At 39.2% G+C, this 23,561-nt stretch carries 17 protein-coding genes and 1 pseudogene; 3 read left to right on the top strand and 15 right to left on the bottom strand.

Annotated features, from left to right (window positions below):
* Window positions 1-69: 69 nt before the first annotated feature.
* A complete protein-coding gene (locus tag OOA_RS05740) occupies window positions 70-651 on the top strand; it encodes a TetR/AcrR family transcriptional regulator (RefSeq protein WP_008911193.1) in 582 nt (193 codons plus the stop codon).
* A gap of 112 nt (window positions 652-763) precedes the next feature.
* Here the strand turns inward: OOA_RS05740 and OOA_RS05745 are convergent, their stop codons facing one another.
* The 10 genes and pseudogenes from OOA_RS05745 to OOA_RS05785 form a co-directional block, all read right to left on the bottom strand.
* Window positions 764-1,789 (bottom strand): threonine aldolase family protein, encoded by a 1,026-nt coding sequence (locus OOA_RS05745; protein ID WP_008911194.1) that lies wholly within the window; start codon window positions 1,787-1,789, stop codon window positions 764-766.
* Between the two features lie 277 nt (window positions 1,790-2,066).
* Window positions 2,067-3,527, bottom strand: a pseudogene (locus tag OOA_RS05750) (T3SS effector OspC family protein).
* Between the two features lie 238 nt (window positions 3,528-3,765).
* On the bottom strand, window positions 3,766-3,918 hold the full coding sequence (locus tag OOA_RS20275) for a hypothetical protein (protein WP_201764575.1): 153 nt from the start codon (window positions 3,916-3,918) through the stop codon (window positions 3,766-3,768).
* Window positions 3,919-4,040: 122 nt separating this feature from the next.
* Window positions 4,041-4,898: a universal stress protein gene (locus OOA_RS05755; RefSeq protein ID WP_008911198.1), complete on the bottom strand. Its 858-nt coding sequence runs from the start codon at window positions 4,896-4,898 to the stop codon at window positions 4,041-4,043.
* A gap of 2 nt (window positions 4,899-4,900) precedes the next feature.
* Window positions 4,901-6,379: a SulP family inorganic anion transporter gene (locus OOA_RS05760; protein WP_008911199.1), complete on the bottom strand. Its 1,479-nt coding sequence runs from the start codon at window positions 6,377-6,379 to the stop codon at window positions 4,901-4,903.
* 283 nt (window positions 6,380-6,662) lie between these two features.
* On the bottom strand, window positions 6,663-7,088 hold the full coding sequence (gene arsC / locus OOA_RS05765; RefSeq protein WP_008911200.1) for a glutaredoxin-dependent arsenate reductase: 426 nt from the start codon (window positions 7,086-7,088) through the stop codon (window positions 6,663-6,665).
* A 10-nt stretch (window positions 7,089-7,098) separates the two neighbouring features.
* Window positions 7,099-8,388 (bottom strand): arsenic transporter, encoded by a 1,290-nt coding sequence (locus OOA_RS05770; protein WP_008911201.1) that lies wholly within the window; start codon window positions 8,386-8,388, stop codon window positions 7,099-7,101.
* Between the two features lie 55 nt (window positions 8,389-8,443).
* Complete coding sequence (gene arsA / locus OOA_RS05775; protein ID WP_008911202.1) at window positions 8,444-10,201, bottom strand: arsenical pump-driving ATPase; 1,758 nt, start codon at window positions 10,199-10,201, stop codon at window positions 8,444-8,446.
* A 13-nt stretch (window positions 10,202-10,214) separates the two neighbouring features.
* A complete protein-coding gene (gene arsD, locus OOA_RS05780) occupies window positions 10,215-10,580 on the bottom strand; it encodes an arsenite efflux transporter metallochaperone ArsD (protein WP_008911203.1) in 366 nt (121 codons plus the stop codon).
* Window positions 10,581-10,627: 47 nt separating this feature from the next.
* The gene (locus OOA_RS05785; protein WP_008911204.1) at window positions 10,628-10,963 is read right to left on the bottom strand and encodes a metalloregulator ArsR/SmtB family transcription factor; all 336 of its coding nucleotides are present in this window, start codon (window positions 10,961-10,963) and stop codon (window positions 10,628-10,630) included.
* 617 nt (window positions 10,964-11,580) lie between these two features.
* On the opposite strand from OOA_RS05785, the gene OOA_RS05790 reads away from it, so the two are divergent.
* Window positions 11,581-11,934, top strand: a complete 354-nt coding sequence (locus OOA_RS05790) for a VOC family protein (protein WP_008911205.1) — start codon at window positions 11,581-11,583, stop codon at window positions 11,932-11,934.
* 117 nt (window positions 11,935-12,051) lie between these two features.
* Here OOA_RS05790 and OOA_RS05795 read toward each other — a convergent pair whose 3' ends face one another.
* The 5 genes from OOA_RS05795 to OOA_RS05815 form a co-directional block, all read right to left on the bottom strand.
* Complete coding sequence (locus OOA_RS05795; RefSeq protein WP_008911206.1) at window positions 12,052-14,109, bottom strand: SWIM zinc finger family protein; 2,058 nt, start codon at window positions 14,107-14,109, stop codon at window positions 12,052-12,054.
* Window positions 14,106-15,275 (bottom strand): VWA domain-containing protein, encoded by a 1,170-nt coding sequence (locus OOA_RS05800; RefSeq protein ID WP_008911207.1) that lies wholly within the window; start codon window positions 15,273-15,275, stop codon window positions 14,106-14,108. Before OOA_RS05800 ends, OOA_RS05795 begins: the two co-directional genes overlap by 4 nt.
* Window positions 15,268-17,826: a DUF5682 family protein gene (locus tag OOA_RS05805; protein WP_008911208.1), complete on the bottom strand. Its 2,559-nt coding sequence runs from the start codon at window positions 17,824-17,826 to the stop codon at window positions 15,268-15,270. The genes OOA_RS05800 and OOA_RS05805 overlap by 8 nt, the downstream gene beginning before the upstream one ends.
* Window positions 17,827-17,894: 68 nt before the next feature.
* Window positions 17,895-19,004: an ATP-binding protein gene (locus tag OOA_RS05810; protein ID WP_008911209.1), complete on the bottom strand. Its 1,110-nt coding sequence runs from the start codon at window positions 19,002-19,004 to the stop codon at window positions 17,895-17,897.
* 24 nt (window positions 19,005-19,028) lie between these two features.
* The gene (locus OOA_RS05815; protein WP_008911210.1) at window positions 19,029-22,772 is read right to left on the bottom strand and encodes a DUF4132 domain-containing protein; all 3,744 of its coding nucleotides are present in this window, start codon (window positions 22,770-22,772) and stop codon (window positions 19,029-19,031) included.
* Between the two features lie 389 nt (window positions 22,773-23,161).
* On the opposite strand from OOA_RS05815, the gene OOA_RS05820 reads away from it, so the two are divergent.
* Window positions 23,162-23,545 carry a RidA family protein gene (locus tag OOA_RS05820; protein ID WP_008911211.1) on the top strand — a complete coding sequence of 128 codons (384 nt, stop codon included), beginning with the start codon at window positions 23,162-23,164 and terminating at the stop codon, window positions 23,543-23,545.
* Window positions 23,546-23,561 lie beyond the last annotated feature (16 nt).

Below are 23,561 nucleotides of genomic sequence, written 5' to 3' on the forward strand. Positions count from 1 at the left end.
TAAGAAGGATGATATAATGATACGAGATGAATGTAAAATAATCATACGCAATGTATGTAAAGAGGAATAATGGCAAGAAGAACTCGTGCAGAAATGGAAGAAACTCGAGCCACGCTGTTAACAACGGCTCGTGATTATTTTAGCCGTTTAGGCTATGCAGAAACGTCGATGGACGATTTAACAGCGAGTGCAAATTTAACTCGAGGCGCTCTCTATCACCACTTTGGGGATAAAAAAGGCTTACTTGCCGCAGTCGTTGAACAAATCGATGCTGAAATGGACTCGCGTTTACAGGTCATCAGCAATAACGCCCAAAATCCTTGGTCTGGTTTTTGTGAACGATGCCACTCATATCTAAAAATGGCCATCGAGCCCGAATATCAGCGCATTGTATTATATGATGCAAAAGCGGTATTTGGTGGTGTTTCGGCAAGTTCACAGCAGTACTGCATTGATTCGATGGAAAAAATACTCAGCGAGCTTATTCAACAAGGCGTTATTGCTCAAGCGTCAGCCAAGGTTTTAGCGACCTTAATTTATGGTAGTTTAGCCGAAGCCGCATGTTGGATAGCGCAAAAAGATAGCGCAAATAGATTAACGGAAAGCATCACTGCAATTGATTTGTTATTAAGTGGGTTACTGCGTAAGTAGACTAAAAGAGCACGATTTAATACCGTGCTCTTTCAACAGATATAGAGCTGTTATTCTTTAAGATGGGGCGTTGCTTAATTTGCTCGCAGCTTAGGTATAACTGGCCTTTGGGCTATACAAGCGCATTAAATGCCGTGATGAATTTATCAACATCTTGTTGAGTCGTTGACCATGATGTGCACAACCGTAAACAACTTTGGCCTTCTTCTGGCTCACAAATTTTGTGCAGCACGTATTGTGACATCAATTGAGTTGCAAGCGAATTTGGTAAAATAACAAAAACTTGATTAGATTCTGGTGGAGCAAGGAATCTGAAACCTTTTTGTTCGAAAAGGCTAGCCAATTGTGCAGCCATATCATTGATATGAGTACCTAATTGGAAATATAGGTCCTCAGTAAACAACGCATCAAATTGTGCAGCTAACAGCCAGCCCTTCGCTTGTAATCCACCCTTTTGCTTGATGCTATAGCGGAAGTCAGATTTTAATACTGGATTTAAAATGACTAAGGCTTCTGCCGAAAACGCACCAATCTTGGTACCGCCAATATAAAACATGTCTGTCAGCCCAGCGATTTCTTCAATGGTTAAGTCACTGTCTGCAGACATTAAACCAGAAGCTAAACGGGCTCCATCCATAAATAATAACAAGCCATGTTTATCACATTCAGTTCTAAGGGCTTGTAGTTCATGTTTACGGTAAACGGTACCAATTTCCGTCGAGTTGCTGATATAAACCAATTTTGGTTGAACAGAATGCTCATCCGGATGTTCTGCAAGTACTGCTTGAATATGCTTTGGTTCCAGTTTTCCTGATTCAGATTTCACCGTCACGACCTTATGCCCCGTTGCTTCAATAGCACCCGTTTCATGCGTCGCAATATGTCCAGAATCAACAGCAATTGCGGCTTGATGTGGACGTAGAACATGCGAAATAGCGGTTAAATTAGTGATTGTACCGCCATTAAAAAAATGAACGTCCGAATCTGTACGACCTATTCTGAGTTTGATTTTCTCAGCAACTTGCTCAGTATATTTATCAGTTCCATAACCACCAAAGCGTTTTCCAGCTAAATCATTTAATGCTTTCATCACAGCTGGATGAGCTATTTCATTATAATCATTTTGAAAACTGTACATCGTTATCCCTAGTATTTGTTATCATCGATATTGTTTCGCAAATAACTATTTATATTCGCATATCACTCATTCTTCAATACCTTAAGAATAAGATTTCTCAGTATCATTTTCTTATCTTAAATTAATTTAACTTAAACATTCAATTTCGCTATTGAACTTTTATTTGATATCTTGTCAATATGTCTATTTGTCGTTAACGGGTAACCATCTAGCATGAAATGGTTACCCGAATCTACTCACAAAGATTAGAAAGCATAGGATGCTCGCTTTTTAATGCTTAGTTATCTAATTTATATCTCTCGAAATTAATCTTTTCTAATTCATTACCTGTCATAGCCCCGTGTTCGAGTAATAGATTTATCATGTCTTTATTACCGTTTTTAATCGCATTATCCAACATAGTATTACCAGTACTAATTTTTTCAAATCGTTTGTTAGGATCAATTAATCCCAGCTGTAAAACTTTTTCTAATATTTTATTATTAATACCACAGGAGTCACTTAGTTCATATTCGATGTCTATTCCATACGACATTTCATTCATATCTTCTTTGGTGAATTTCCATGTTGAAAACAACTATTCAGCAATATCCGGCTTGAAGTATTTTATCGACATCTTCATCACATCGCATGCATCTTTCTTACTTTCTATTTGTTTAGATATTTCTTCAACATTAGAAGCTTTAATCGCATCGAATAAACTAATATCTCGTAATTGAACCTTTTTAAAGTTGGTTGTACTAACCATCCTAGGCACATGAAATTCAGGTTGAAATACGAAATTGAGTACGTGATCTAATCCTTTACTATTTAAATCTTCATTTAAAGCTAACGCCTTGAAGTTCACATCAGAACTATTTCTCAAAAAATAAATAAGATGCATCCCTAAAGCAATTTTCATATCTTTAGTATTATAAATAGGAATATCATAACGTCCATTCTCTCCATAAATATAACGTTCAATTTCATTTCTAACCTCAGAGAAATGAGAAATGAAATTTTGATGCTCATGAAGAAAGGCAGGAGGAACTTGGTTATCAAAATGATCTGTTAATGTCAAATATCCATAAGGATATTGCTCATTTATTATATATGCATTAGCGCCATAGTTGATTGTGGTATGCTTAGTATTTAAGGGTAGTTGAGATTTATCGTCTGAAAATTCAATACCAAAAAATACAAAATCATGATTGCTTAAGTATTGTATATCTTCTGAGTAAGTGTTAGATGCTGTAGAAATATTTTTTGTTTGTAATCTATGGTTCGACATAATATTTAGGGTTTCCCCTGAAAGATTAGCATTACTCTGGTGCCTAAAGTGTAGATGAGTATTAACTACTTTACTCAGCAAATTCTTCTCTTGAGGAGTCAGGTTTTTTGTGTTTTCTTTTATTTTAGTTAAATAATTTTTAGATAGCTTATTCAGGTGTTGCAAAGAATACAAGGAAGGCTTTCCCGCTGAGCACTCAGGTAAGTCAGTACCTAACTTTTTAAAGTAAGCACCTTGAGAAAACATTTTATTATAACTCTTGTCTGCTATTATTTTTCTAAAACAGTCTTTAATAATATTAGCACTTTTATCAATCACACTATTCTCTCGAATAGATTCGTTCGACAAATTTCTCACAAGACCAATATTTTTTTTAAGATTATTTTTTACGCTAGTTTTTTCTGGTTCATCCTGAGCTTGAATTCGCTGTTGCATATTAAAATCACATAACAATTCCGTTAATTTCATTATTCCCCCATTAAATTATAATTAATTATAAATACAAGGATTTCACTTTAAAAACCCACCACCTAAAATACAGATAATGCACCAAGTTTAAATTAAAAATAAATTTTAAACTATTCGCAAACATTAATTCAATCAAATAAACATTCAATACAATTAGGGTTTGTGCATCGAAAAGTCCAAAGCTTGCTCGTAACCCTTTGATATCAAGGGCTACAGACAATGTGCAATTTATTATAGACTATGCCACTAAGCTTAATGATTCTTCTGAAATAAGAGGAGCTAAATTCTCCAGTAATCTTTCCAGTACAATATTATCTTTTTTTAGGCCAAAGGTGTAATTACCGGCCAACTGTATATGCTGCCATGCGACAGGCGATAACTCAGCTATCATATTGACAGCGTCTTGATTATTTTCTTGCGCAAATTTTCCAATCAAACTGGATAATAATTATGATGGAGAGGTGACGAAAATGAGCCACTTCTCCCCCGCAATGTTGGAAATAAACGAAAAGACTAACGGATGATGAGTAATGATACCGGAGTTTTCGCTATCATTTCTGTCGTATGACTCCCTGCAAAAAATTGCCTCAATCGCGAATGTCCAAAAGCCCCCATGATGATTAAGTCAATGTGGTTTTGTACTGCAAAATGACATAACTCATCAACAGTGCTGTCACCACCCTGAAGTAAATTAGCTTTCACCTCAATGCCTGCTTGATGAAGCATATCTTGTGTTTTTTTGAGTTGACTGTCTTGATTACCGTGCATCGCCAGATGGCAATCACGACCCGCTAATAATTTCACTTGTGTTAACCTATGAATGACTCGTTTACCTTCCTCACTGCCATCAAACGCAATCATAATCTTTTTAGGCTGGGCAAAATTTCGCTTACAGATAAGTACTGAATTTTTTTGAAGACGGATGATACTCTCTAGCTGACTGCGGATATGACCCGTTAATTCAGATTGTTCTCCTCGACGACCGAGTACAACAATATGCGAATCTTCCTGATTAAGCATTTCCGCTAAAGACCCTTGCCGCTGAAGTGTATTAACATCCAGAAGACCTAAATCTTGAGTGATTTTTTTTGCACTCATCAATAATTGTCGACCTTCCTCACGGGTTAAACGCGCTCGCTTTTCTTCAATATCCACAAGTTCATTCAATAAGGTTTCTCGGGTGTCAAATCCGATGATCCCGCTTAAGTCATGGTGTGCAGATGTTGGGATTTTTTCATTCATATGTAACAGTGTCAGTGGAAGATTAAGTGTTTGGGCTATCCAAGCACTGGCGTGACAAACGGCAATCGCCAAGGACGAACGGTCTATACACCCAATTACGCAAGTTTTTTGAATGATATCTGCTGCCATAATTAATGACCTCCCATGAATTTTTCAATTTTTTTCGGGTCGTCATGAATACCAAACTTATCAACCAACGTTGCAGTGGCGTCATTCATCCCCTTAATTTCAATATCAATGCCTTCACGTAGAAACTTAATCACCACTTTATCTAACGCGTTGACGGAAGTGATATCCCAAAAATGAGCATGATTCACATCGATAATCGCTTTATCAATGTCTTCTTTAAAATCAAAGGCATTAAAAAAGCGTTCCGATGTGGCAAAGAAAATTTGTCCCCGAACTTCATAATGACGTACCTTTCTGTCTAGTCTTGATGTAACTGTCATGTATCTCGCGACTTTATTGGCAAAATTAAGCGCTGCGATGAGCACCCCGACAAGTACCCCGTATGCCAGATTATGGGTCCAAACGACAACAATGACGGTGGCTATCATAACAACGCTGGTTGATAGCGGATGGACTCGTATATCGGCAAGGGATTGCCAAGAAAAGGTCCCAATTGACACCATAATCATCACAGCAACTAACGCCGCCATAGGGATTTTTGATACCCAATCATTAAGAAAAACCACCATTAGCAATAAAACAACACCCGCAACCAGTGTCGATAATCGTCCTCGTCCACCCGATTTTATATTGATAATGGATTGACCGATCATCGCACATCCCCCCATCCCGCCAATAAATGCAGTGACTATATTGGCAATGCCTTGCCCTTTACATTCTCGATTTTTATCACTGGTTGTATCCGTCAAATCATCCACAATCGTTGCAGTCATCATTGATTCCAATAAGCCAACAACAGCAAGAGCTAATGAGTAGGGCAATATGATAAGTAGCGTTTCAATGTTCAAGGGAATATCGGGCAAAAGAAAGATAGGCAAACTGTCAGGCAAAACGCCCATATCACCAACCGTTCGGATATCAAGACCAAGCCATATTGAAATTATCGTTAATACAACAATACACACTAATGGAGAAGGAATGGTTTTATTGACTAATGGAAACAAATAGATAATCCCTAAGCCTGCCGCGGTCATTGCATAAACATGCCAACTCACATTGGTTAACTCAGGAAGTTGGGCTAAAAAAATCAAGATAGCTAACGCATTAACAAATCCCGTTACGACAGAGCGTGAAACAAATCGCATTAGACTACCCAATTTTAAATATCCTGCGATAACTTGAAATATCCCAGTTAAAACCGTCGCGGCTAATAAGTACTGAAGACCATGTTCTTTCACCAGAACAACCATTAAGAGAGCCATGGCACCTGTTGCTGATGAAATCATGCCGGGGCGCCCCCCGATGAAAGCAATAATCACTGAAATAGAAAAGGCAGCGTATAACCCGACTTTGGGGTCGACGCCTGCAATAATTGAAAATGCGATCGCTTCAGGAATTAACGCTAAAGCAACAACAATACCGGCTAGGATATCCCCACGGATGTTACCTAGCCAGTCCTGACGAGAGGAGGACAACAGCATATTGGACTACCTTGTAATCGATCAATCCCAAGATGGGAGAGTGTATTTTAAATAAACGAAATTATCCCAAAGAAGGGATTTAGAAATTAGTTGATTTAGTATCAACCTAAAAGGAAGGAGGTATCTCAGGGCGGCGTAAGGCGCATAATATGATCAGCTGTTCCTATGAATAGTATGTTTTTTTAAAATACCAATATCAACGGTCTTAAGCAAGCACCGGATTAACATGAGCGTACTGATGCCCTGCACCGGTACGCTCATCATGACAAATATCGTCAGTGATTTACTTTACTCTGATGCCTTGTTTATCAACAATAACCTCCCCATCTTCTTTGATAAATTCACGTTGTTGCCGATTAGGCAATATATCCAGCACTACCTCTGAAGGCCGACACAACTTTGCGCCTAGCGGAGTGACAACAATCGGCCTATTAATCAGTACTGGGTACTGCAACATAAAATCAATGAGTTGGTCATCTGTATAGCTATCTTGTTCTAAATTTAATTGCTCATACGGCTCAACATTTTTCCGTAGTAATTCGCTGACTGTGATTTTCATATCGGCGATAAGTTGCACTAACACATCCTTAGTCGGAGGTGTTTCTAAGTAATGAATAATCGTTGGATCAATACCACTATTGCGGATCATGGCAAGGGTGTTACGTGAAGTACCACAGTTTGGATTGTGGTAGATAGAGATCTCATTCATGGGGTTACCTTTAATTTAACAGTGAAAGTCGAAGTACTAAAGCAACGAGTGTGACAATGAGCACAGGGATAGTCATGATAATCCCTGTTTTGAAATAATATCCCCATGTAATCGTCATGTTTTTTTGCGATAAAACATGCAGCCACAACAATGTAGCCAAACTCCCTATTGGTGTGATTTTAGGCCCCAAATCGGCGCCAATAACATTCGCATAAACCATCGCTTGTTGAATTAACCCTGATGCTTCACTTCCTTCTATGGATAGAGCACCAATTAATACTGTTGGCATGTTATTCATAATTGATGATAAAAATGCGGTAATAAATCCAGTGCCTAGAGTGGCTACCCATAACCCTTTATCGGCAAGATAATTGAGCGTTTCAGAAAGATAATCGGTTAACCCCGCATTTCTTAAACCATAAACCACCAAGTACATACCTAAAGAGAAAATGACGATTTGCCACGGTGCACCACGTAACACTTTTTTGGTATTAATCGTATGGCCTCTGGCTGCAATCACCCAAAGAATTAAGGCTCCAATTGCAGCAATAGCGCTAACAGGAATACCTAATGGTTCTAAGACAAAGAAACCAATAAGTAGCAGTACCAATACCAGCCAACCTGCTTTAAACGTTGTCATGTCCTTAATGGCTAAAGTCGGTTCACTCAGTTTGGTAACATCATATTGTTTAGGAATATCTTTGCGGAAAAACCAATGCAGCATCGCTAATGTTGCAATAATTGCTGCAATATCCACTGGCACCATAATCGATGCATATTCAGTAAATCCAATATTAAAGAAGTCCGCAGAAACGATATTCACGAGGTTCGAAACAATTAGCGGCAAGCTTGCTGTATCTGCGATAAACCCTGCTGCCATGACAAATGCTAATGTCGTGCCTTTGTTGAAACCAAGTGCCAATAACATCGCAATCACAATAGGCGTTAATATCAATGCTGCGCCATCATTGGCAAATAAGGCCGCAACAGTCGCACCTAGTAACACGATATAACTGAATAGCAGTTTTCCTTTGCCACCGCCCCATTTGGCAACATGTAATGCCGTCCACTCAAAGAAGCCGCTTTCATCTAACAATAAGCTAATAATAATCACTGCAACAAATGTCGCTGTGGCGTTCCAAACTATGTTCCAAACAATCGGGATATCTTGAAGGCTAATGACACCAAAAATTAATGCTAATACTGCCCCTGCCATTGCACTCCACCCAATGCCTAATCCTTTGGGCTGCCAAATAACAAAGGTGATCGTTAAAATAAAAATTAAAGCGGCAATAAACATAACAACCTCATTTAAAAGGTGCTTTTCCGCACCTTTTATTTTCCAAAAATAAAACTTATTCTGAGAGCTGACTTAATGCGGATATCCCCACAGGCTCTGTTTCAAGCAAAGGAACAATAGCAACACGTTTTGCCAATGTTGATGTCACCTTTTCAATCTGAGCGACTTCCTGTTCTGCTCTTGAAAGTAACAATGGTGATGTTGTTTCCGTGATAGATAGACTGTTATTGATCACCCACGCCCACGGATGTATATCTGCCCGTATTAAATCATTTTGTAAATTCTCCGCCTCAAGCACAGGTGTAGTTTCAGCGAGTGTCGTAATAATAACTTTGGTGCGTTCAGGATCTTGTAATTGCATCATCGGGGTTAAATAGTGGCCTTTTTCACCCATCTTCTTAGCAATTTCTTTATGATATGCCCCTGTTGCATCCAGAAGTAATAATGTATGCCCAGTTGGTGCAGTGTCCATGACAACAAAACGTTTACTCGCGTCTCTAATGATGCGAGAAAAGGCCTGAAACACTGCGATTTCTTCTGTGCATGGAGAGCGTAAATCTTCCTCAAGTAATGCACGCCCCTCTGTATCTAAATCTTTCCCTTTTGTATCTAAAACATAATTACGATAACGTTCAGTTTCAGCAATGGGGTCAATTCGGCTAACTTGAAGGTTGGGTAAAACACCATCGAGGGTTGATTCAATATGCGCGGCTGGGTCAGATGTGGTCAGATGTACATCAAGCCCTTTTTCTGCCAATTTAACTGCGATTGATGCCGCAATCGTTGTTTTCCCTACACCACCTTTGCCCATTAACATAATCAGCCCATGCTGTTGCTGAGATATTTCGCCAACCAGTTCTGACAAGGTAGGTAAAGAAATAGGTTGTTTTGTCGGGGTAATAGTTGGAACTTGTGGCATGTCATTCGATAACAACTGCTTCAGTGCATCGACTCCCACCATATTGATATTTTGTAAATAAAGAATATCGATAGGTAACGAGCGTAATGCTTCAGGCATAGATTCCAATGCCGTTTGCTCGCGGTTATAGAGTGCATGGGATAACTTATCATTTTCAGTCATAGCCGTTTCAGGAAAAACACCATTGACAATCAATTGCTGATTTTTGATACCCAGAGATGACAACTCGCTATAGGTTCTCGCGACTTCCCTCAATGCGGCAGACTGAGGTCGTGCAACTAATACTAATCTTGTTAGTGATTTATCACTCAACGCTTGTACGGCCATGCTATACTGCTCACGTTGTTTATCAAGACCAGACATTGGACCTAAGCATGACGCACCCGCACCATCAGGATTGTCACTAATAAAATCGCTCCACGCACTCGGAAGTTGTAATAAACGGATGGTATGCCCCGTTGGTGCGGTATCAAAAATGATATGGTCAAATTGCCCCGTAATTTCGGTATTAGTTAACAATCCAGTAAATTCATCAAAAGCTGCAATCTCTGTTGTACAGGCACCTGATAGCTGTTCCGTAATACTTTTAATTACCGCTTCAGGTAAACTTTCTTTGATTGGATTAATAATTTTGTTTCGATATTCTTCGGCTGCGGCTTGAGGGTCTATTTCAATAGCAAATAGATTTGGAACCAATGTTATTGGCTTAATATTGTTGCCTATCGATTGAGAGAATACTTGCCCAACGTTAGAAGCTGGATCAGTGCTCACCAGTAAGACTTTTTTCCCTTTTTCAGCCAACTTAATTGCGGTCGCACAGGAAATAGAGGTTTTACCCACCCCACCTTTTCCAGTAAAAAATAAATAATTAGGTGTGTTATCTAAAAATTTCATTTTATTGCTCCTGTTAACAACACGTTTTACCATTACCACAACACGATTTAACAATTTCGGCTTTTTCAATATTTGGTCGAATACCAAACCATCTTGCTAGCTCATGTCGTTTTGGGTATCGACCAGTCAGCACAATCTCACCATCAAGAATCAATAGTGGAAGTGACTCGGCACCTGCGGTTTCCAAAAATGTTTTTGCTTTTGTATTGTTAACGAACTCCATAGGCTCTTGCGCTAAATTAAAGCGCTTTACATTCGCTCCTTGTTTTTTTAACCAATCTATATCTGTTGCGAAATCTACTAATGCTTGATCGACTTCGGTTCCACAAACACCAGTGCTACAGCATAACGCTGGGTCAAAGACTTCTAGTTTTTCCATAACTCAACCTTATATATGATTTTTCATATATATTAATTTAAAAAATTTTATGCCGAACAACTACTCGCAGACTCTTTTGTCTCTAGACTCTTAAGCAAATCTGCAACTCTATTTTTCTCTGTGGCATAGGTGACATCAATGACACTTTTCACCCACGGTAGTAATGCCGGAGATAACCGATAATGAACCCATTTACCATGTTTTGAATCGAGCAAAAGACCCGACTCTCTAAGCATTGCTAGGTGCCGAGAAGTCTTTGGTTGCGATAAATTTAAAGCCGTATAGATATCACAAACGCATAGCTCTCCCGATAACTTCAAAAGCAACACGATATCCAACCTTGTTTGATCACTGAGTATTTTAAACAGCAGTAGTGGTTCCATACCTTCTCCTATATTTAATGTATATAAGGTATACTCAAAAAATACATTCGTCAAAGCATATATGTTAACCTATGAATTCTCTATATGGTTTTTCTTACAACGCTATCTTTATTAATTAATAATCTCTTACTGAGGAGCTTGGAACTTTTAATTTTTCAATGTAATACATCGAGTGTTAATACTGTCGTATAAGATATCGTCTGTAGCCCTTGATATTAGAGGGCTACGAGCAAACTTTGGACTTTTCGATGAAATGGGCGCGTAACCCCAATGAGCATGAAATAATTTTTTATGATGCCCCCACTAAAGAAATAAATTCATGTAAATAATTGTTTTATGGCTTTTTCAAATAAATAGTTTAAATGTTAATGAATGAAAAACACGAATAATAAAAATTAAAATAGTGATTAAATACCAACATCAACCCTATATGCGTGTATTTTATTAACTAAGAGCCATCAATATAAAATAGCATGTATCACATGTATCACATGTATCACATGTATCACATGTATCGCATGTATCGCATGTAATGATAGTGTTGAAATTCACTGGGAACACCGTAATTTTTGGTTAAAATACTCAACAACTAAATTTATTAATTAATAGAGTCTGTTATGTTCATTAAACCAACTGCTGTATTAATCCATGTTCCTAATGTTGCCGAGGGATTGGCTTGGTACAAAAAGGCATTCCCCAATGCCATTGCCGAATATTTACCTGAATTTGATTTCACATTATTACATGTTGGCAACTTTACAATCGAAATAGTTCAAGCGGATACAAAAGTCAGTGAAGGGAAAAAAGGCAGTGTATTGTATTGGCACGTTGATGATATAACTAAGGTAATTGCGCATTTTGCACAATTAGGTGCACCGCTTTATCGCGGTCCAATGGAAATTGGTCAGGGTTTAAAAATGTGCCAAGTTGAAGACCCTTTTGGTAACCTTATTGGCTTAAAAGGAAAATAAACTTGCCTATTAATCAAACAAAATAGGTATTGATTAATTATCGTCACTATTACCTTCTAAGAGCCTTAAATTGCATACATTTGGGTGGTTACCTTAATCGAAACCACCCATTTTCATTTATATTTCAGAATCGAATTTTATCGGCAATGATATTTGTAACTGAGCCAATTGTTCACATAGATAAACCAAACGTAATAAGGCGTCGGCATCTTGGGCTCCTGCCATATATTGATCAATCTGCTTCACAAACCACATCATTCCGAGATCTTGAACTGTCCGTTTAGCTTGTGCCAATTCGTCACGTTGGTTATTGGATAGATTTTGTCGTCCGGTGCATGCCTGTGTTTCGAGTACTGAAAAAATAGGTCTGGTCAGTTGTTGCATCAATGAGGGAACGGGGGTAAACGTTGCCCCTTTTTGCTGTTTTTTATCCATATATTCTTGGATATAACTGACAAAATTAGATTGTTTTTGGCTACGTCTTGTAGATTCAAAATCAAGATAAAATAACTTAATACCTTGATCTTTTTCTAACCATAACACTGAAGGAACGAAAATTATCCCCTGTTCATTACGTGCAATTTGTACCGTGACGGCTTTAATTGGTTGTGTGCGTTTAGTGATAAAATTCAGCTCTTCAAGTTTATTATTATTATTCCCATCCCAATTGAGACGCAAATAAACGCTATTGTTATCAATATCATTGACAACCCAAACCACACATTGTTCTGTTTCATTCCAATACAATTGCTCATAGTTATTGATGTGCAAGATGATTGGGTCATAAATGACGCTTTGTTGTAACTTATCAGCATACTCGTGAAGCTGCTGCCAATCACTGAAACCATACTCAGACTTTAGCTGTGTATATTCATCAAATGTTACAAGCTTTGAGGTATTAATCGCATAACTCTCACCCAATGAAGCCAGTTTTCCTTCATCGGATAATCGTGGCAAATGAAGTGTAAACGGGCATGCCATTAAATCATTTGCAGCGTGTTTCCATAACGCCGTTACATTCCAAACAGCTGCTTTATTAAACATTGGGTCAAGTCGATTTGGACGTGCTTGCGTGCATTGGATCACGCGATTTTCTTGAGTATCCCAAAAGCTGAAAGTCGCACCAATTGCACCACTTTCAGCTAACCACCACTGAGCATCTATCGGAAATAAGGATAATACAGCATTTTTATCATCATATTGACGGCGTGGCTGGCCTCTTAGCGCACTCAGATTTTCAACTTGGCAATGCCTTAATTGGTATAAGTATGCAGTAATCCGTGCAATTAAACGCAAAACTTGTGCTTCATCCATGGTGAAATGTTTATCAGCGAGTAACTGCACTTGTCGACTTAATTGACGTAGATTTGCAGCAAGTCTTGGTAAACCTTCTGCACGGGCGGACATATTCAATAGCTGTAATTGCTTGGCACTACTGCGGCTAACATGAGACAGCCCTTGACGTAGAATATCTTGTATAAATCGAGTGACCATACCAATCATCGCAATTTCATCCTCACTTAATGGTCTATCCCCTTCAGGTACGATAATTAGATCATCGGGCCAAGGCCAAACTTGCTGATGTTGTAAAAACAGTTTCACAATAACGGCTAGGTGTAACGCTTTTTTTTGTTTCTCTGGTAGCGATGACAACATTCCTTGAAAACCATTACCACGCAGATAGATTATCGGCTCATCATATTCAGGCAGGCTGATCTTAATTTGTGTAGACAAGTCTTCAAAATGAAGCAAACTATCTCCCCATTGCTGCACTATACGTACAGCTAAACGACAATCAGCTTTAGGAGTTTGTTTCAGTAATAATGCAGGTTCTAGAGCAAGTAACTCAGGTAAAAGAGCGACAAATTCAGTTTCAGCAATAACACAATCCTCACTCTTTGTAATCCCTTCATTTTTATTTGCTTGCAGCCATAATATCGCCGCTAAAATATGTTTACAGCACCCCGTCGCAGAGCAATCACACTGTGCTTTTTGAATGCCTTGTTCATCTAACTTAACTTGTTGTTCATCACTATTAAATAGGCCATTAGGCTCATCTAATAAACTCACTTTATTATTATCGAGATCTTTTCGTGCTCGGCGTAGCAACCCGACATTCGCAAAAACTGCTAGAGCATCATCGTCATAATGGAAATAAACCGTTTGCCAACTCATTGCATCACCTCTGCGAGCCAATTTGCAAAATGTTCAGGTGTGAGTGCGGCGACATGCATTCCTCTATCTGCTAATTTTTGAGCGATTTCTGAGTCATAAACAGGTTGAGCAGCATCATCCAACGCGGCTAATCCCAATAGTTTCACCTGTTGGCTATTAAGCCGTTGTGTGCAATCAAGCAAATGGTTTAATGCGCCACCTTCTTCAAAATCACTAATCAATGAAATAATAGTTCTTTTGGGATTGCGGATCAGGCTCTCACAATAACTCATCGCTTTTGCGATATTCGTTCCACCGCCGAGTTGCACTGTCATTAACACTTCAACTGGATCATGAGCCAAATGACTTAAATCGACGACTTGTGTATCAAATACCACCAATGAAACTCTCACAGTCGGCAAGGCGGCTAAAATACTGGCACAAACGGCAGCATACATAATTGAGCTCGCCATCGAACCACTTTGGTCGACACAAAGAATAATATCCCATGGCAAATGCTGCTGTTGACGCGAGTTGAAATAAGGTGTTTTGATGACCAATCGTTGATTTTGACGGTCATAGTTTTTTAAATTTGCTGCGATGGTAGCACGCCAATCAAAATTACGACTGTTTGGGATCAGGGAACGACGAAAGCGGTTCCGACGTCCAGTTAACGCTTGACGGAACTGGTTACGCATTTGGCTTAAAATATCATCCACCACTTTGCGAATAACATTTTTAACCGCATCTCGCATCTCCTCATTCATTTTACCGCGTAGGCTCAATAATGTTTTTGCCAGCGCTTGAGTCGGTTCCATTGCATTGAGTGTTTGCGGATCTTTGAGGAAGCTGCTGATTTCATAACGTTCAAGTGCCTGCGATTGCATACGTTCAAAGGTGCTGTTCGGAAAAAGCTTACGTGCTTGGTTCAGCCAATTGACTGCGGTTAGCTGTGAACTGTCTAATGAACCATGTCGGCCACGCTCTTGGCGTAGGCCTCGACGTTGATATTCTCGTCGATACAGGAAATCGAGAGAGCGTTCGATTTTCAATTCGCTCGCATTAAAAGTTGCCTGCCCAAGCGCATCATCAGCATATTGTCCCAATATTAAACGCCATCTCTTAGCCAACTGAAGCTGTTCAGGCGTTAATGGTTCATCTTTGTGTTCTTGATTGTCATTACTCATAATTAGCGACATCCTTTAGTTCATCAAACCAGCCTTGAAGCCCTTGCTCCGTAAGTTGAGAGAGCAATTTTTGCTCTATTCGAAGCGCATCTAGCAACTGTTTTTCACTGAATTCAGTTTGGTGTAATGTCAATTGCTGGGAGTCAATGGCCAGTTCTTGAGCGATATAATGCGCCATTTGTGCATTTAGTTTGGGTGTTAATTGGCTAAAGGCAAAGCGTAAATCAGGTAATACTTGAATGAAACGCTGTTCATCCCACTGCGACAATAATTGATTCAACAAATCCACCAATAGAGGCATTCTGATCACCAGTTCTGGTGCCGCTCTCATCACGCCAATAAAGTAGCCGACAGCAATCTCAGGATCACTACCTGCACTAAAGCTACGTTGCACCTCTATCGTTAAGACTGATTCATCAATTTTGCCGCCTAAATAGCGTAGTGCATCTACTGCGCCTTTTAATAATGGAACATGGTTTAATTGGCCATCGAGTCGATTAAGTTGCTGATGAAATTCATTCAGATAGTTGCTATTAGGGCTGATTTCCGGCATGAAAGCCACTAATTCGCGACAAGATAATAATGCTTCAAATGATTGTTCTTGCTGCTGTTCATCACTCTGCGTGAGTTGATCTAAACAATAAAATACTTGTTGTATAACTAGATGCAAACGATCCTCAATTGAAAACGCTTCATCGATATCAAATAGCTGCCGACCTCTCCATAGATGGATTAATTTATGTCCACAGGCGACTAAAGAGTCTAATTTGCTATCTTGTTGGATATAACGGTCGAGTAAGTTAAACAAGGCTGGCAGCTGTTGAGTTAAACCAATCAATGCCGCTTGAATTAATAACTTTACTGCATTTTGACTGGATCGGCTGAAACCCTGATCTTCCAGTTGTTTTTCCATTTGCAGTAATTTATCGAGTGCAATTGTTTTTAAGCGAGTACCTTTTTCTGACAATGCTATCAGTTCACCTTCAACGTTAGGCGTCCACGCATACTTCCACTCTTCAAAGAGTAAATCCATTTGATGACCAGATAAAAAATCCGGCCCGCTGATCCGTCGTGCAAAATGAATTTCTAAAAAATCCAATAAGTGCAAAAAACGGCTGCGTAAACGATGTTGAGGATTGCGATAGACATCTAATCGGCTATTTTTACTCAAGGTATCATCAAGTTTGAATCGATAACCTTTTGCTGTTTCATAAGTTTCTGCAACCAATGGAGGAGTAACCGTTCCTTTGGGAATTTGGCCTAGCAGGAAACCAGAAAAACAGGTCTTGATTTCATGCCATAGCTCATCTTGGCTTTCATCTAAACTGCCTTTGATGAAAGCACTTTGTAATCCATCCAATAAATCATAACGTCCTGGTCCAATATGACCTCGAAAAGCGGCTAATCTCAAGCTTTGCTCAGCCGCTAATTTAACCGATAAAAATCCTGGAGCCGCATCAAATTGCTTATCATTCAGCACGTTTGCCACGTTTGATAAAAACGTGATACCCAATTGATTACGATAATATTGCGTCGGTTTGATTGGCATTGAGCTGATTTGCATATCATGACGTTTCGCTAACAGACTTTCCCAAACACGCTGATAAAATGCAGGCGATGGCATGCCTGATGCGTAGCCATTTAACGCATCTAGGCGGTCATAGCTATAACGAATCAACCAAGCACTATCTTTTTGTTGAAGTAGCTGTTTTTGTTTGAATTGTTTTTGCTGAGTTGTTGACAGTGCAAAGCCTTGTGGTATTGCTTCGGTTAATCCTTCGACTAGTGGCAAAGTATGAAAACCACCCGTTACAATGACAATTTTAGCGTCGGGTTCAGCCTGTTTGATCGTTTGAATATGGGCTAGCATATGAGCTTCACGTTGAGATGAACCTTCAGCTTCCAGTACTTGAGGCTCATAATCTAAACGAGCCAGCGCGCACCAAATAAAGGTGTCATGAAACAATGAATGCCAGTCCGTTAATGCTTCTTGCGTGCGTAATTCAAACAAATGTTCCCATAACTCATCATGGTCACGGCATCCACATTTTTTGGCTAACTGTGAAATAAATAAGCTATGAGCAAGATAGCGCTCTGTTTGCAAACTTTGATGTTGATTTTCTCTATTCTCATCAAGTTCAACTTGTGCCGACCAAGGTAAATCAATGAATTTTAGCTTAGCTTTCTGTTTATGGCCGACTTGTAACGCCTGCCATTCTGGTGAGTACTCGCAAAAAGGGAAATAGGCCGATTTAGTGACAGCGTCACTTTCACTATCACTTTGTCGTTTAACGTCAGTTTGCCCCATTATTGCTATAGGAGGCTTAGTTTCACCATCGACTAGCCCACTGATTAAACTATCAAAACTGTCAGGCCCTTCAATTAAAATATAATCAGGGGCAATAGTTTCGATTAATGTTAATACACTATAAGCACATGCAGGGCTATGGTGGCGCACAGGAGCAAAATAGAGTTGATTTTCCTGCAACGCACGTATTTTCTCTAACGCGCTCGAAAGCCGTTCGGGTAATTCTATGGATGGCAAACTCACCGTATTATTTCCTGATCAATAACTTGAAGTACGACGGATATCGGCAGAGCTAATGCTCTGCCTTGATATTACTGCCAAAATTCACGTGAAGCTTCAAAGAATGCCTTCCATTCGGGGCTATTTTTTGCACGCTCTCTTGCGACATTATCGATGTAATAACGCATTCGTTTAATATCATCAGCATTATCTTTAAGTACAATACCAATTAATTGACGAGCAACAGCACCGGCACTGAGCACTCCATCGCCTAAATAATGTGCTTCAAGTGCACAAGCATAGGCGATATTCACAGCTTCTGCGGTTGACATAACAGCATCTGGGGTCTTGATATTGCCCCCTTCTCTTGTGCTACCTGAGCGTAGCTCTTGAAAAGTCGTAACCAATAGTTCAATCACATTCGCAGGGATACTTACCTGCTCATTGAGTTCGCCGAGTTCTGCCGTCAATTGCTTATTAATCAGTTCAATTTCAAATAATGGATCTTGAATCGGTTTAACGGTTTCAAAGTTAAAACGACGTTTAAGTGCCGAAGACATCTCATGTACGCCACGATCACGTAAGTTTGCGGTGCCAATTAAGTTAAACCCCTGTTGTGCGCTAATACGGGCATTATCTTTCATCTCAGGGATCATCATCTGTTTTTCAGACATTAATGAGACTAGAACATCCTGTATTTCAGGTGGGCAACGGGTGATCTCTTCAAATCGAACAATCTTGCCCTCAAGCATTCCTTGGTATATTGGGGAACTTACCAACGCTTTTTCAGTTGGCCCTTCAGCCAATAGCAAAGCATAATTCCATGAATATTTAATGTGATCTTCCGTCGTTCCCGCCGTACCTTGTATGGTTAAACCTGAGTCACCACTAATAGCAGCGGCTAACAATTCTGATAACATTGATTTTGCTGTACCCGGCTCACCAACTAGCATTAAACCTTGTTTACCTAATAAAGTGACAATAGCTCTGTCAACAAGAGCATCATCACCAAAAAATTTTGGTGTAATATTAAGCTCTTCATCACCGACAATAAATTGTCTCACTGCACGAGGTGAGCGAAGCCAACCTTGTGGCTTCGGGTTATTTTTATCCGCCTTGGTCAGTCGGTCTAACTCATCCGCAAAACGAACTTCTGCACTTTCACGAATAGCCGAGTGATCTGGAACCTTTTTCTTGGCCATTATTTGTTTCCTATTTACCTATGATTACCAAGGAGTTTTCTTTTCCCAATCTGGGTCAAACCCTGAACATGCATCTGCAATTTTCAGATAATCAGCATAACTTTCTGCTAATAAAATCGGGGGAATGTCTTTCAATTCAACATAACTGCGGTTCCATGAGTTTTTTTGGCTGAGTTCAAAACTGAGTGAATACAATACCGCAGGAATGTTTTCCTCTGGCACATAACTACCACTAAATTCAATGTAGACATATAAACCTAAACTAGAGAAATGCTTAGCATAATGCGTAAAGGTTCCGCCATCTTCAGCTTGTCCACGTTGGTAACCCAATTTAGTTAGCACTCCACGCAAGGTATAAGTGTCAGTGATCCACCCTTTTCTATCTTCAATTTCATTTAGTTTTAAATCTAATTCGGGGATTTTATGATCCATTTGCGAGAACAAGAATTTAACTTTGTAGTCTTTAAAATGCGCTAGCCATCCTTTACGATCCTCTTCGTTAACCAACGCAGCATGGGCTAGCTGTATAAATGAATCTTCACTTAAGGTGATTTCATCATCGTCAAGATTTAATAAACTGCCATCATCTGATGGACGGAATACATTAATAACCGTGTCACCCTTGACTTCCATCCAAACCAATCGGTCAATTAAGCAACGCATAATTGGGTGAGTTAGGAGGTATTCCTGCCAATCTGCACAAGTCCACTGGCGCTTCGCACACATAGCTTCATAGAGACGGGCTGACTGTAACTCAATGACTTGCTTAAGTTCTTTTTTACTCGAGGTAAGCAGTTTTTTCGACTCTTTAATTTGCTCTTGATCGTCAGTTTTACGAGCCGCTGGTAAGGCTTTAATTTCTTTACCTTCAGGGCTAAATAACACCAATTTTTGTTGGGCATCTAGACGAGCAGTAAAGGTTCGTTCGCCATACTCTAAGACTAAAGTGCCTGTTTCATCCATACCCGCTGTTGGAATAGTTCTATCTGCAAGCTCATCGTCACTCCAACCATTGCGTTGTGCAATTTCAGAAACCAGTCCTCGTGCTTTTTCTTGCACAGATGCTGTTCTATAACGACGAGAAAGTGACAGCAACAATTGGATAATCAGCGGATCATTACTCACAGAAACAGCATCAATCATGGCCTCAATTTGTGCACGGCGTTGGTAATGATCACGCATATAGTTACGCAATGTGCTCACAGCGATATACCCTTCAACGCCACAAACTAATGCCAACATACCTTTGTCACTAATTGCTGAACCTAAATAGCGACGAAGTACTTCATTTTTGATATCGGTGATAGCTTGTTCAAGCGTGTAATTTTCATACTGAGAATAATATTCAGGATAATTTTTTGCATAGCCTAAATAATTTTTTAACCGTTGCGGTGCATTTTGTTCAGCTTCTTCCATCGCTTGTTCTAGTGAAGGCCCTTTCACATCTTGGGCGATGAATTGACTTAAAATAAAACTACCCAATTTTTGCTGACTTTCTTGACTGAGTAAGCTGATATAACGCTGAAGCAATCCATTTCCAGCTGGCATTTTTAGCTTAACGGCTAAGATGATCCACCAGCGAATGATATCCGCATCAACCGCTTTTTTGTTTTGCCATGTTAATGCAGGAATAGCCTCTAAATTGAACCATGCCATGCTTGTGGGTGCTTTACCTTTTAGCCCTTTTTGTGCTTCATCAAGCAATGCTTTTGGTGATAAATAACTTGAGATATTCTCACCAAATTGTTCAATGGCTGTTAATAGTGCCGCTCGAACCACTTCACGTTTTTCTTTTTTCAGTAATGCATACAGTAACGGAAGAGAGTCAGGATGCTTTAACCGAGCAAGCCATTCAATCGCCGTAACTCGGATCTCTTGTTTTCCTGCATCAAGCCCTTCCGCTGCATTTAAATGAATATTTGGTAAGGTTTCTAATAGTTGTTGTGCACGACGACGATCCGTTTTATTTTCACCTAATGCCAATTCCATTATTCGTGGAATAAAGCGCGCGGGTAAAACAGGTAATCGAGCGAGTATTTCAATCGCGCTGCTTGCGTCATAATCATCATAAGTACGATTGGTTTTTGGTCGAGGGATCAAACCCAATGATTCTGCAATAAAGTCAGGATGTTGAGCGAAGAATGGCCAGACCTGTTCATTATTGGTAAAAAAGGCTAAACCATTCGAATAATGGCGTAAGCAGAAATCAGCAATTAAACGTGTTGGTTCAGCATAATGGCAATGAGCTAAGACTTGCTCAAACTGGCGTAATTCAAGCGTTGATACCAAGCGTACTGGAACTTGCCCTCCAAAATGATACGGTGAAAGATGGCTTGATTTAGGTCGATTATTGCTGATTAAACGTAGTGCATGAAATAAGGTAAATTCAGCTAAATTGGGAATGCGATCTTTATAACGAATAACATTTTGCTCTAGGGATTCAATAACTCCGACACCGGTATTCAGCTTATCCAATAAACTACGGCACTTCTCTTCAGTGAGCTTATTACTGAAATCTTTATAATATTTTTGCGCCCAACTATAACTGTGTTTTTCATTTTTGCTGGCTTCAATCTCTCTTTCAGCTGACTCTTTAGCTTTTTCTAGCATTTCTTTGAAGTTGTTTGCCAAAATATCGCGGACACTTTCAGGAAGAGGTATATCTTCAAGCTCAATTAATGGCGGTAATGTCACATCTTCAATATCATTGGCTGTTTCCATAACATCAAAACGAGAAATTGCACTTTCAAGGCTCTTCAATACGGTTTTATTTTTTTCCGTATGTAAGGCATTTTCTAATACATTTCGCCCATGACCAATACGAGCAAATAAATCAGCAGCTTGCGTTCGTTGTTTTGGTGTACCTTCTAACAGAATTTTCGTTAAATGCTCTATTACCGCAGCTTCAGGCAAAATTGCTATTACAGGTTCTGCTTTAACACGAACTGTTTTAAGTGAGCTAGCGGCATAAAGAACAAGAATATCAGCAAAAACTTGCCGTAACTCTTCATCTTTTTTTAAGTAATCAATTAGTTGTACCTGTCCTGATGCTGACAAGTTATTTGACAATGTTTGTCGAACAAAATCTTGTTCTGCAATCATATAAGCTTTTAATTCAGGGATATTGAATAGACGATTAAGCTTATCATAATGATAGTCAGATAATTGTTGGCGATCAAAGAGTGCATAGAGAATGGTATTAGCTGGCTTCTCAGTCTCTTTTTCAACGATATCTGCCAGTAAACTAAGACTCCAATGTTGACGAAATTCATATTTTTCATCACGAGCAGTGTAATCACCGAAGCTGGTATAAAAAGCATCCCCGAGCAAATAAAGCACCCAACTTGGTAATTCTGGGGTCAAAATTTTGATATTGGTGTCTTGGCATGCCGCCGCGATCACTTTAGCAAAGCGAGTAACTTGTTGAGCTGAGAATGAATCCCCGACTTTGGCATACAGTTTATGACGCGCATTAAGGCTTTGACGGGCTAATTTACTGTATTGTTCTAAATTCGAATTAACGCTCGGCCACCACCAATCAATCGTTCCTGGCTTGTTTAATAATCCAGCTACTTCATCTTTTGCTAATTGATTTAATTGCACCAGAATACCTGGGTTATTTCCATCAAGGACATATTCTAATATTTGTTTTGGTAATTCTTTATCGAAAAAGGCAAAAGGTAATAGTGCTTGCTGGAGATATTGTTCTACTACGCTAACATCTTTATTTCCGTAAATCGGTAGTATATCAAACTGAATTTTGGCCATGATAATTCTCTAAAAACATTTATATAACATATTGTTAGCACGAATTCTTTCATCTAACAATTTGATTATTCTTATTCAGTATTTATTGTCATTTAATCCCATATTACAACCCAGTGTTTCACTCCAAACATTCCACAATAATCCAATAAAATTCTTACATTATACCCTTTAAATATGATTTTTTATTTTTCTCATATTATTACTTTTTTCTTTCATCATAAAAAAAGAGCAATTTAAAGTATTAATCTTACAGATTGTTATGGAGCATAAATATTTTAAATACAATCAACGACCTATTCTCAGACAGTCAATTAGACAAAAAACAGCCATTGACTAAACGTTATGTCTAATAATAGACTAACCGTACATTTAGCTTCTAAGAACCTTATATGACTATTCAATTTAGAAACAGTGAAACCCTATCTCCTCCCGCAGGACATTATTCTCATTACACTATCGCAGGTGGTTTTATTTTCGTGTCAGGTCAGCTTCCCGTCGATAAATTCGGCGTTCCACAAACTACGGGAACATTTGCCGAACAAACTGCATTCGTTTTTGCTAAAGTTGAAGCATGTTTACTCAGTGCCGGCATAACTAAGCAGCAACTCGTTCAAGTCCGTGTTTATATTACGGATATGGCAAATTGGCCTGAATTTAACCGACTGTATAGCGAATGGATGGGAAATACTCGCCCTGCCCGTGCTGTCGCTGGTGTCGCACAATTACACTACGATGCTGCACTGGAAGTTGAAGTGGTTGCCTATCATATTTAATTAGCCCTATTCATGA

Origin of the sequence: Providencia burhodogranariea DSM 19968 (genome assembly GCF_000314855.2) — a bacterium.
In the GTDB taxonomy this organism is placed as follows: Bacteria; Pseudomonadota; Gammaproteobacteria; order Enterobacterales; family Enterobacteriaceae; genus Providencia; species Providencia burhodogranariea.